The sequence below is a fragment of the Bradyrhizobium sp. Ai1a-2 genome (genome assembly GCF_000426245.1).
Taxonomy (GTDB): Bacteria; Pseudomonadota; Alphaproteobacteria; order Rhizobiales; family Xanthobacteraceae; genus Bradyrhizobium.
On the sequence record NZ_AUEZ01000125.1, the window covers coordinates 1 to 12,285 of the forward strand.

Below are 12,285 nucleotides of genomic sequence, written 5' to 3' on the forward strand. Positions count from 1 at the left end.
ACCGGCACGAAGTCTGGCGCCGGAAAGCTCGCTGCCGTCGCGAACTTGCGCCGCCACACCGTAAGCAGCCCACGAACAACGCCATGACGCCGAGCGACCTCGGAAATATTGGCCCCTTCCTCCAAGCTCTCGGCCACGATCCGAGCCTTCTCCTCCGCTGTCCACTGCCGTCGTCGACGCTGCCCTGTGATCACCTCGATCCGACGATAGGAGCCGCCTTCCTGCCTGGCATCAAGCATGGCTTCATGCATGGCATCTGCCATTGCCCACCTCCAAAAAACAGTTATGCCAGGATGTATCGCAGCTCAGTCGCGCTATGCCCAGGTGGGGGCTCATGCCGGTTACGCTTCATCGAGCACTACAATCACGGTCGCTACCATGAGAGCATCGACAACCTTACGCCCGCCGATATCTACTTTGGCAGAGCCGACACAATCCTGTGCCGCCTTGACCTGGCGGGCTTCCAAACTGACGGCCGGCTGCCCAAGTTCGATTAGATTTGCGGTCAGCCATTCTGACGTCGGTCCTGCCTCCAGGCCCACCCGTTCAACTTGACCAGCCCATGGTTCGAGGTACTGCACAATCGATGGCGCCTCCGCGAACGTCGTTCCCTCCCGGATCAGCTTTCCGGTCTCGTCCACCGCACATACCGCAACGGAATTCAGCGAAACATCGAGGCCGACGTAGATCATGACTTTTCTCCTTCGGATGGAGTTGGTCCATGATCGTCAGTCAAAACGTGCCGCGCGGCAAATAGGTCAGGCGATCGGGACCGAATACCCCATCTCTTCCGTAAAGCGGCTGCGCTTCATGCTCTGGTCCTCATATGGGCCAGAGCGAACTTCAATCTGGATTAAGCCCAGGGGGCAAGGTTACGAGCTCCGGCTTACTGAGAATGTCCATACTCTCGCTGAGATTGTATTCGGCCATCGGTACACCACGTCGAAACGCTCGCGGAGCCAAGAAGCTCGTATCTGTTACCGCCGAGCGAGCTGCCATCAGAGACGGCATGCGTGTGCTCGCAATTTCCAAGCATTGGAAATGATCAAATAGTATCTTCTCTCCTTACACGCTTTACGACAGCCGCATGGCGCGCACCGCCCCACACGCGGTAAAACCAAGGCGGCCGGGTGAGACCCTGGACAAACTCATCGACCGTCTGGATTCGGTCGCGGCGGTTGAGGGCAAGACCCGAGGCGAGTGCCCGCCATTGCGCCGTTGAAATGGTCGAAGGCGGCGCGGGTGTCAGATTCTCGTAGAGCGCCTCATCAGCCGGCCGCCGCGCATATGGATGCGTGCCGGTCAGCACCAGATAGGCCACCACAGCAAGAGAATAGACATCATCGCTTTCCGCACGCGGTTCGCCCATCAGCATCTCTGGCGATGCATAGGCGGGGGTCTTAAGAGCGATCTGATCGGACACCGCCGCGGCCCTATCGCTTCGCGGCGTCTCCTCGAGCGCAAGCACTGCGCCAAAGTCCAGAATTTTGACTGCTCCGTTTGATGTCAAAAAGATGTTTCCCGGTTTCAGGTCGCCATGGACCATTCCGAAACGGTGCATATGGGCGAGCCCCTGCCCTGCAGCGCGGATGATACGAAAGGAAACAGCGGGTGAGAGTGGACGTTCCTGATGTTCAATCAGGATCTGGGCTAGCGAGCGGCCCTCGAGGAGCTCCATCACCTGGTAATGGTACTTGCCGTCGTAATCGGAGTCATAAATGCGCACCAAATTCCGGTGTACGACCTTACGCAAAAGACGCGCCTCGCGATGCAGCAGCTCGATCAATTCCTGGCGCATGGTTGGGTGCTGTCGGATGACCTTCACTGCAACTTCGGGACTTGGTTCGCGCGCCCACAGACTGATCCGATCGATCGCGCGATAGACGGTGCTGATGCCGCCGACGCCGATCACGTCCACCAGGTCGAAACGGCCGCCGAGCACGTATCCCAGGGGCGCGACCGACCCTACCGAAGACGCGTTCAAAGTGCAGCCTCGCTCAAGCGGACAACGATCGCGCGGACATCACCGATTGCTCCCCTGGTGCAAGCCCAAATTAGGCGGAGCGCGGAGCTCGCGGCATCGATTTCAAAACGCAATTGCGAGCTTTGCTTGTAGCCCGACGGCCAGCGATCGCCTTGCGTCTGATGGGGCGCCGCCAAGGATAGGTTGAGCCGCTGATGCCTCGGTGCAACTAGGCAGCATTGGCCGGACTCTTCCCGCAGATACTGAAACGAACGCCGACGCCCGCTGGTCATAGGCTATCCGGGCACCGGAACGAACGAAGGACACTCAAGCTGAACGGATTGCTCACACTTGCCGCGCGCAGCTCGTAGGTCACGTTGGTCCCATCCGGCTTACCGATCGTCATGGCAAACCGATCCGAAGCGCCACCTGAGGCCAGTTGTGACGCGTCGAGGAGCCGGAACAGTGCCCAGGGGCCGGCGCGTTCGACCCTCTCCTCGGTTTTGTCCGCCGCGGTAAGCGTAATGGAAGCAATACTTGCATCGGTTCGGGTCGGCCATTCGAACTCGTAGGCACGCGGCGCCTCGTGACGATAGGCGAGTTCCTTGCCGTCCAGGACAAACGTCGCGCCCATCAATTTGGGGCTGAGGTAGACTGGTTTGATGCTGAACCTCACTGCCGGTGCGGACCCGGGGCTGCTGAAGAAAGCATTGCGGATATCCCGCGCGCGCCGAAATTGACTCAATGCATCCGCGCGGATTGGTACCTCTGCACCATCGATGGTCGCCGGTGCAAGGCCGGTCCGACGGTCGACGACAAGCGGCGAAATGTATTTCTGAGAAAAGTCATCGACGATGCCGCCGGGACGGAAGAAATCACCGAAATCCTTGAGGCTCATGTCTTCGCTTGCCAATTCAAACACTGGATAGCGCTGAAAAATGATGCCCTGGCAGACCGGGATCACTTCGCGCGTCCAAACCGCATCGACATGATCACGCGCCCGCTTGAGCAAGATGCTCCACGTCTGAAGGGCAGTCTCGTTCATGATGGTGCGGATCGGCTCCGCTCGCAGCGCCGAGTCGGCGCGCAAGGCACCGAAAGCGTCGTTATTCGGATCCTGGGCGCGGCGCTGAACGAGCTGAAACGCGGCCTGGTTCGGATCCGGTGCTGCCACGATGTTGGCCATCGCCGCATAGAGATCGCCGAAGAGACCACGGATATGATCCATGCCCGTCGACTGTCCAGACGCCCCGTCTGTGGTCAGTTGGGCCAGAGGCCGGAACGCTTCGGTGATCCGCGTTCCCGGCCACGGCGCATCGCCAAACGCAGCACGGAACAGGGCGCCCGCGGCATGACCGACGGCCGCCGAGGAAGGCCCGGCGGTGGTGCCAATATCTCCAGCCTTGGCCAGGGTCTGCTCCCCTGGCGGCAGCAAATTCGAATTGTCGCGTACGAGCGAAACGACCTGCTGGAGCGTGCTTTGAGAACCGGCCAATCCGCGCATGATCGCTGAGCCGCGTTGCAAATCGTCAAACTTGACAACGTGGATACTGCCCAGGGCATTTGACCAAACACGGATATAATCGTTGACATACCGATCCATGACTTTGAGAGCGATCTGTTGAATATCTGCCGTGTCGATCGGGGCGCCAGCGAGTAGCCAGTCGTCGTTCTGCTCTGCTCGGGCGATGAGCGGCAGGTTCGGCAGCACGAAATTGAGGAAACCCTCGCGCGTGAAGATGCCCGGGATCATGGCTGCATTGTCAACCGGTTCCTGTTCGTCAATGGCGGGAAAGGCAATCTGCAAGGCGCGCATCTGGGTGATCTCAAGCTGGTCTGAGCCCACCAGACCAATCAAATCGATCGGCCGCAGGCGCGTGTTCTGCGCGCCTTCGCGAAGGAGGCGGGCGTAGACCTGCTCGACGACAGGACGCTTGCTCAGCCGGGAGCGCACCGCTCCCACGAATTGCTGGTCGACACTGATGGGCTTCGGCAGCAACTGGATAAGCCGCGCAAAATGCTGGTTCAGCTCGCCCGCCGACGTCGGATCGAGCGCAAACGTGCGCGCGACTTCATTGTGCGCAGCGTGCTCGACTTCGCCACGGTCGAAATGCCCGGGATCGCTCAGCATCCAATAGGTACGGAACACCTGCTTGACCTGATCCAGCAAAGCGTCGTTGCCGCCGCGCAACAGGGCATCGATGCGGATGGCGAGCCTGCCCGCGAAAACCGGCAGCAGGCGATTGAGCAGAATGCGGTCGTAGGCATTATGGGCAGCTGGCGCAAGCACAGGGGTCGCCGAGATGCCGAGACCATCAAGCCAGGCAAACCAACTGTCTTCTCCAGCCACCAGTCGTAGCCGGCGCGCGGCATTGAGTGTCGGCAGGACGGCCTTAAGGTCGAGCGGTCCGCGAGTCTCCAGGAGGCGCGCCTCTGCAATCTGCGCAGCCACTCTGGTTTGGTCGATACGCGCCTCATTGCGAGTGAAGGCACTATACCACACAATGAAGGCAGCTACCGTTAGCACCATTGCCATGATATGCCCGCCGCCATGTACCAGCGCGAGCCGGCGCTCAAGTTTTAAATTGCGGCCGACCAGTCCCTGCTCGGCAAAGATCACATCGGTCAGCAGCTGCTTGATAAAGAACCCCCTCCCCAGCCCAACAGTCGGCATGCGCCGGGTCAACTGCAGACCGAAGTTCCGGCCAATCGCATCGATCACGCGATCGATCGGCTCTCCCTCCTGTGTGCCGCTCGTAAAGTAGACGCCACGCAGCATCGGCTCTACTTCGAAGCGGCGCGATCGGAAGACCTCACTAACGAAGCCAGCTATTGCGCTCCGGATACCCCAGAACTCCTTCGGAAACGCAAACATGAGTCCCCGCCGGATGAGATCACGTTCATCGTGCATGCGAAGGGGCAGTCTCGCCTCAAGCCGCTCCGCAAGCTCCTGCATCGCCAGACTCACGGCGTCGCCGATACGATCGCACGGCCCGAGAGGAAAGGTCTTGCCCCAGACTTGGGCACGGCCCTGCTGGTCGAGATCGCCGAAATATTCGGTAAAGCCAGGCAACATATCGCATTTGTTCACCAGCAGATAAACCGGAATGCGCATCCGAAACGTCTTCAGCAGCTCCTGTATCCGCGAACGAATGGCCTCGGTGTACCGCCGCCTCACCGGCTCGTCCGGCGACAAGAGATCGGCCAAGCTGACTGCAACCAGGATACCGTTGATGGGCCGCCGCCGCCGATGTGTCAGGAGAAGATCGACAAAGCCGCGCCAGGCCGCACGGTCCACCTCGGTATCTTTGTCCTGCGTCGTGTAACGGCTTGCCGTGTCGATCAAGACTGCATCTTCTGCGAACCACCAATCGCAGTTTCGTGTGCCGCCGATGCCCGCGACCGGCTCGACGCCAAGCTGCCGGGAGAGCGAAAACTCGAGCCCGGAGTTGCGCAAAATCGCCGATTTGCCCGCGCCCGGTGGGCCAATAATGATGTACCAGGGCAGTTCGAACAGATAACTCGGTCCACGCTTACCCGCGAACACCGTATCACGCAGGACCTTCAGTGCGTCCTCGAAACGCTTGCGAATGAGTTCGACTTCCTCCCGGCTGTTGTCGGCATGCCCGATCACGCCCTCGCTCTCCATCAGTGACTTGATGATGCGTCGGTTAGTGCGACGCGCCAGCCAGTAACGGACAAGCGTGACGAGCACGACCACGAAGAAAATGCTTACGATCGCGGCGGCCCGAACGGTCATCTGGTCGAGCGGTCGTTGCTCGGACACGACGAGATGGGTGCCGCCGAACCAGATGAGTAGACTGATCGCGAGCAAGCAGACCAGCGTAACGATGCCTCGAACCGAGAACAGTACCGCCAATTGTACGCCGAACACCTGCGCCTCCCCTAAAGCGGTCCCGAGCGGCCAATCGACTCGATCAACTGCTCGACAGCCGCCAATTGGCTTCCGAGGCGCCAACGGAAAAAGATGTGGCCGATGAGCATCACAGAGGCGGCGACGGCGAAGACAATCCACAAGGGCCCGAACTTGCGCACACTGGTGCGCGCTCTGATGCAGCGCCATTCGCCCGATAGTTGAGCAGGTGGCGCGGTCGCGTGTTCTCCCAAAAGGCGATGGACCTCCGCGCGCAGGTCTTCAAGCTGCTCGCGGCCGCCTTCCATGACGCGATATTTGCCTTCAAAGCCCATCAGCAAGCAGAGATTGACGAGCTTTAGCAGTGCGAGGTATTTGGCCGGCTCGGCCTGGATACGCTCGACGATCTGGAAGACCTTTTCGCCGCCCCACGTCTCGTTGTGGAACTGGTTGAGCAGACTATTGTCGCTCCAAGCGCTTTCACTGCCCCATGGCGTGGTCATCACAGCTTCGTCGACCAGCGCGCATATGACGTAACGCGCGGCGCTCACATCACCGCGGCGCGCATGATTTTTGACGGCACGCTCTTCGAAGCGACGAATTTGCTCGACAGTTCCACGGCGCATCGCCCCTATATCGGCGTTCTCCACCATGCGAAGCTGCGCGACGATCAATAGGATCGGTGTTGCGGCCGCAACCAAGGTGTCTTCCAGTGCGGCTGGCTCGAACAGACCCTGCGCGACAATTTCGGCATGATTGGCGATGCTAACTTCGCCGGGTTCAGCTGCTGGTGATGGCGTAACGGGAACCCTCGCTGCGGCGCCCCGGGACGGAACGCGAACGGAAGATTGGCCGCGCTGAATGTTAGGGGTCGGAGCGAGCGGTCTGCGTCCAATAACTGTCGGCTCATCCATGTGTTTCAGCCTGGTTAACTAAACGTTCTCCGCGGATGGCCCAGAATTCGAGATGCAGATCCGGGTAGTCACCGCTGACGTGGAAAGCGAAGGCCGCCGATCGCGGCAGGGGGCGCCATAGCTCCACTGACTGATCGAGCTCGAAATAGACGGCGCTCTGGATGTAGGGTATCTGGCGCGGTGCCACGGGCAGCGCGCGAATAGGAACACCCGGGAGCTGAAGATTGACGAGGTCTCGGATCTGCTCGACCGAGCCTACCTTCATTTGCGCCGGAAGCTGGATGCGCAACGTCTCGGTCGCCACACTCGCCACTGCTACAAGAACGAAGCGAGCATCCTGAAACAAGGCGCGGTCGGCAATGAGAGCGATCAGGATGCCGTAACCGCGATCCTGTAGCGGCAGCGATATCGCGGCGCCCTGGATCACGACGGACAAGAGCTCGCGCAGGATACGTACCAGAGCCGTGAAGCCGGTTTCGAGATCCTCATGACAATAGGCAGGCATATCCGCGGGTGTACGGCGGTCGCCGGCGAAACTCGACAGCTGTCCTGCGAGGCCAAGCAGCGCGCGGAAAAGCGTTTCGGGATGATGCCCGCGCGTCGCTGCGAAATGGTTGAAAACGGCTTCGGCGCCGTTCACGATGGATAACGTGACGAGATCGATCAGTCCCGCGCCATCTGCCCTCGAGCGTGACGGATCGGCGCGCGCGGCAAGAGCCTCAGCGCGGGTCCGAAGCAACGACCTGACCTCGTTCAATAGCGCAATCAGCGGTTGGACCGCGTGGATATCGAGGGCCGGCGGGAGGTAGGTGTCGATCAACGTAATGGCGCCGGCCGAATCGATCTCGTGGATCCGACCGATAGGCATCGTGATCAACTCGCCCTGCTCCTCATCGTCGAACACAAGATGCGTTGTCAGCGCTGCAACATTGATATCGACGGGAGGCTTTTCAGGCGCAGTCGCATTTCGGACCTGCAGGACCTCCTGACGATGGCGGCTCAAAGGTGAATCCCCGGGAGAGATATCGTTGCCGGCTTTCCGGCGCCGCGCCACAGCGATCTTCACCGGCAGGTTCTTCGCCGCAGCTGGAGGTGTTCGTCCAGGTGGAAGCGGACCGTACTCAGGTAATCGAAGCGCCGTGCCGTCGGGCATAATGGCTTCGAGCTCGGTAAGGACAACCTGCCCGAGCGCGAGGCTGCTGCGATCAAAGGCAATCTTCCGAACGCCCCAACCGTAGGCGATCAGACAGCCGACGCGATTCTCGAGCAGTTGCTCGACCCAGCGGTCGTATTGCTGCAGGTGCTGCGGCCGCACCAACATGCCTTCCGACCAGATCGGTTTACTCGTCACAGACATCGCCAAGTGCTTTGCCAAGTCGCTTTGTGAACTCTAAAAGTCGGGATCTCCTCAGGACCTCGCCATGACGGCAACAGAGGCAATCAGAAGATCTTCCACCAGTTTTGGCTGGCTTCAACGCTGATCGCATGCGCCGTCAATTTCACCAAAATCGTGTTGTCTCGGTCGGGTTTGATTTCGGTCGTCGATCGCCATTGCGCATCGTTGCCCAGTCGGAAACCGGCGATCACGCCGATATAGCGAGTGTCAATGGGCGTGTTGCGCTCGAGATCATATTTCTCGCCAGGCTTGAGTTCAGTCTCGTGCTTAGCCACCAGGTCGGGCCCGAGGCGTTTGGCGTCGTTGTCGAACAGCTCGAAGAACTGCGCCCGGTCGAAATTGGTCGTCGACTTCAGCTCATAAATGCGTACGACAACAGGCGACGGCTCGCCGCGCGCGTTCTGATTGACAAGCGGATCGGCCTGGACGCCGAATTTGATCGGCGTTGTCGTCAGGCTCTTATCGATCGAACAGCTGGCTCCTACGGCGGCTATCAGCAATGCAACGCTCACGAGAGATAGCCGCTGAAGTTTGCACGGCGACACCATCATGTCGCCTTCCGTTCAGTGTGGCCAAGCGCCGCGAGCTGCGAGTCGTAGGTTCGGGTAAACTCTTCTGCGATGTAGGCGCGCGCAGTCCGGTCAATGTCATTGACCATCGATGCGTGCAGATCGACAAACCGGTCCCACAGCTTGGCCTTGTTGATGCGGTCGCCGAAAAGGCCCCTATTGGCGCCATCACTCTCGATCCGTAGCGGACTCATATGCGTCAGAACATTGCTGACCGCCGCACGCATCGCCGCTATGGCTGCGACCTCGTGCGCCTTGATGTCGTAGAACCCTTCGCGCACCGATTGGGACAGCGGCAGCGATGCGTGCCCCTTCGCAAGCGTCTCGCGCAGCGCGCCATGACCGCTCCTCATGAACTTGAATGCATTGTTGTCGCCAGCGCGTGCCCGCGCTGGCTCAATCTGGAGTTCGCCTTTGACTATGGTCCACGCAGCCAGAATCGATTGCAGGCCGTTGGCCATTTCTGTGACCGCGCGGCCGACTTCAGCGAGGACCTCCCGGCGCTGCGCCGGCGGCAGAAGCCCCGGATCGAACCCCAGCGCGTTCCAGAACTCCTGGAGTTCAGCCGCGTCAAGCGGCGATGCCGCGGGGGAGGAAAGTGGGGCTGCAATCCGCGACACGTTGTGAACCGGCGGACCGTCGGTCGGCCATCGCGCAGCCCGCTCGTTCATGACCGCCGACCGATCAACCCCGCACTCTCCAGGCCGCGGATCCAACGCACCATTAGCGCGCAACGGCCTGCGATTGGCCAGAGCGGGACCGATCGGATTGGGCGCTACCTGAAGCGAGGCGTTTGGTGCGTTAAGGCTCGAATTCGCTTCTCGTGGCGGCGCAGGCGGCGGCACCCCGCACGAGCCCCCTCTCGGCAACAGGTCGCTAATGTCAAGGTCCTCTGGAATGATCGGTGCAGGACGGCCAGTCGACGGCGCAGCCCCGCCTTCCTTGAGTAGCGTAGGCAGCCGATGCGATGGGTCGACAGTTGAGGTCTCAACCTGCGGCAACGGAATTGAAGGGAGTTCGCGCGGCCGCACATGCGAGGACGGCATCTCCATGTGGGCCGCGCTCGTGAGTCGCGCCATTCGAGGCAAGTCGGCCAGCAGATCCGGCTCCCCTGATCCTGCTTCCTTGCCGGTCGCCTCGTCTTCAAGGAGACACAATAGATCGCGCACATGTGGTGAAACAGCGGCCTGTAGCCCCTCTCGCACGGCCGGACAGGAGGACGACTGGCACCCGTCGATCGCGATTAGCGGATCGAGTGGAAGATCTGTATCGTTGCCCAACGGCCCGGCAGCCGTGAGGGGCACATCGGGCGGCTCCTGGCCGACTGAAGGCGACGGCACGGCCGGTGTTGCGCCACTGATGCGCACGGCGTTCGAGCTCGCTAAGCCGAGCTGCTTGCGTTTCTCGTCAGAATCGTACTCGATCATGACCGAGATGATGTAGCTGGCCATGTATAATGTATCGCCATCGGCCAATGGCGCCGTATTGCCGCGCCCCAACGGCGCGTCGACGGTGTTGATGTAGACGCCATTGGTGCTGGTGTCGGTAATCGTGTATCCGATACCGTTGAATGCGATCTGCGCGTGGCGTGCCGATAGAGTATTGGTTGGATCCGGAAGCTGCCAGTTGCAGCCAAGTCCCCGCCCGATAACGCCACCTTCCGGTCCGAACGTCTGTACTGCGTTTCGGCCCAGGGCTTCAGCGTTCTCTCCGATAATGCCGAGTATGAGATGCATCCGATGCCTTGTTCGACTTAACTTTTCAGCGCGCCTTTCGTATGCGCCCACCAGACCAGACTTGTGCGAGGTGCCAACGTAGATAGCTCCTTTCCACCATGTTGTGAGGTCGATCGACCGGTTCGCGCGCTCACTCGTTTTTCGTGCACTCTCAGGCACGGCGAAGAACGCAGCGAGTTTTCTCCCTCGGGGGCGAGGCACACAGGTGCAAAAGAAGAGCATCGCTCGTCTTGCGTGCCCGCCTGCACTTAAACCCTCTCTCAATCTTGCGGAATCCTGTTAGCAACCGCCGTGCCAACGGCTCTCGCTCTTCAAACTACTGATTGGGCCTTGAAAAATGAGGCGCCGCAAATCACGGCTGGTGTTTTGAACGTGACAGGGGCGCTACGGCTGTCAGATACTGGACAAGAGTCAACATGGGGCCGAGCTGCGATATGACACCTTCACTTCATCTCGCCGGTGTCATCTCGCCGGTGTCGCCGATCCTTGCGGGCTCGGCAGCGGTTACTTCGGAGGCCGCTAGACGCCTGCGCGCCCTAACCTTCTGAGTACGTCCTTTCAACACGTCAAAGGCGAAGGCCTGCTAGAAGCGAGCGCGCCGGACTTCAAAACATCGAACCTGACGAATGAACTTGCGATGACATCACAACAGAATTGAGCTCTCTTTCGCCTTGGGAGGGTCGATCAATGTCGTCCAGCCCAATTCTCCTTCACCCAGAACCCATTCCGGCATCTCTCCGGACGCCAGTTCTAGCTTGAGGTCCCAGGCCAGCGGCTCGCGCAAGATGGCACTCATAAGACGGCAAAGGATGGCGTGGGTCTCGCGAGCGGGCAGCAGCGACAAAAGCTGCTTGCTTGCTGAGCGGACCGAGGCAAAGCTGAAATTTGCCCATTAGGTCCGGCATTGTTTCGCCAGCAAGAGTATCAAAGCCGAGCTGAACACCAGGGCTCCCCAGACGCCACTGCGCTTCTGGCGGAATCTCGATTTCGCGCCAAATGAATTCTTCAACCCGGGCCGGGATGTCCAGATGGTTGGAAATGACGCCGGCTACGAGCGGTGCCGATCGGCTAGACAAGGCAAGCTGACCTGCATGAGGCAGCAGCCGGGCCCGCCATTCCCGTTCATCAGCTGTGTTTTCCGCGGGCATGAGCCCAAAAAGCGCACCGACCAACACCGATATCGCATCGGTTGCTCTCTCCTCGAACCGCAAATGGTGGCGATAGTACTTCCAAATTCGCAGCAGCAGACTAATCAGAAAAGTCAAAAAGTTGGCCGAGCGTCCCAGTGCCGTCCCCGTGAATCACCCGTTCGGTGAACAAGAGGGGCAGCGGCGACGATGGGCCGTGCAGCCCCAGGAAATTGACAAACACTTCCAGCCGCTCGCCGACGGCCTTGACTTGCCTGATCTCCGCGATCTCGTCGGCGGGAAAACCAAGCATCGGGGCAGCGCGAAAACGCACCGCCTCCCGCGCGGGATCGTCTGTGGATCCGATTGGAGGAGCGTCACTAAAGCGCCGTTCGAGACGTGCTGCGAGCGAGAGGAACCCGCAAGCCGCGAGCTCCTTGAGGTCGTCGGGCGCGGTTAGAACTGTGTGATCGATCCGGTTCTCGCTGGCCATGTGTATTTGGCGTTGCTCTCCGTGCCACGGACCGAAAACCGGTGCAATATGTTGATGCCGGCGAAGGTCGCGAGGAAGGCGTCGAGCACCGCACCCAACAGGAACAATTCGCCCTCACCTCCGATCTTGCTGTCGACCACGGCCAACTCAATGTTACGCATCCGGATCGGCGCGCCGCGCACCACGTGATCCGTATCGGTGGTCACGAACCGG

Annotated in this window: 11 protein-coding genes; all 11 read right to left on the bottom strand. The window is 60.3% G+C overall.

Going from position 1 to position 12,285, the window contains the following annotated elements:
• Nucleotides 1-200, bottom strand: a 200-nt coding sequence (locus K288_RS0140075; protein ID WP_244443441.1) for a transposase, incomplete at its 3' end; no start/stop codon positions are given.
• A 141-nt stretch (nt 201-341) separates the two neighbouring features.
• Entirely contained in the window at nt 342-692 is a 351-nt protein-coding gene (locus K288_RS0140080; protein ID WP_027584480.1) for a hypothetical protein, read from the bottom strand.
• Between the two features lie 353 nt (nt 693-1,045).
• Nucleotides 1,046-1,984 (bottom strand): serine/threonine-protein kinase, encoded by a 939-nt coding sequence (locus K288_RS0140085; protein WP_084800076.1) that lies wholly within the window; start codon nt 1,982-1,984, stop codon nt 1,046-1,048.
• A gap of 268 nt (nt 1,985-2,252) precedes the next feature.
• Complete coding sequence (gene tssM, locus K288_RS0140090; RefSeq protein ID WP_027584482.1) at nt 2,253-5,858, bottom strand: type VI secretion system membrane subunit TssM; 3,606 nt, start codon at nt 5,856-5,858, stop codon at nt 2,253-2,255.
• Between the two features lie 11 nt (nt 5,859-5,869).
• On the bottom strand, nt 5,870-6,751 hold the full coding sequence (icmH, locus tag K288_RS48250) for a type IVB secretion system protein IcmH/DotU (protein ID WP_084800078.1): 882 nt from the start codon (nt 6,749-6,751) through the stop codon (nt 5,870-5,872).
• Nucleotides 6,744-8,108, bottom strand: coding sequence for a type VI secretion system baseplate subunit TssK (gene tssK / locus K288_RS48255; RefSeq protein ID WP_064737402.1), 1,365 nt, complete (start codon nt 8,106-8,108; stop codon nt 6,744-6,746). Before tssK ends, icmH begins: the two co-directional genes overlap by 8 nt.
• Before the next feature lie 83 nt (nt 8,109-8,191).
• On the bottom strand, nt 8,192-8,698 hold the full coding sequence (gene tssJ / locus K288_RS48260) for a type VI secretion system lipoprotein TssJ (RefSeq protein WP_051335010.1): 507 nt from the start codon (nt 8,696-8,698) through the stop codon (nt 8,192-8,194).
• Entirely contained in the window at nt 8,695-10,452 is a 1,758-nt protein-coding gene (locus K288_RS0140110) for a type VI secretion system-associated FHA domain protein (RefSeq protein ID WP_027584483.1), read from the bottom strand. The genes tssJ and K288_RS0140110 overlap by 4 nt, the downstream gene beginning before the upstream one ends.
• A gap of 643 nt (nt 10,453-11,095) precedes the next feature.
• Nucleotides 11,096-11,296 (bottom strand): type VI secretion system baseplate subunit TssG, encoded by a 201-nt coding sequence (locus K288_RS55195; RefSeq protein ID WP_027584484.1) that lies wholly within the window; start codon nt 11,294-11,296, stop codon nt 11,096-11,098.
• Between the two features lie 404 nt (nt 11,297-11,700).
• Nucleotides 11,701-12,072 (bottom strand): type VI secretion system baseplate subunit TssG, encoded by a 372-nt coding sequence (locus tag K288_RS51455; protein ID WP_084800081.1) that lies wholly within the window; start codon nt 12,070-12,072, stop codon nt 11,701-11,703.
• The coding region (locus K288_RS0140125) for a type VI secretion system baseplate subunit TssF (RefSeq protein ID WP_027584486.1) at nt 12,036-12,285 on the bottom strand (250 nt) is incomplete at its 5' end. The genes K288_RS51455 and K288_RS0140125, both read right to left, overlap by 37 nt.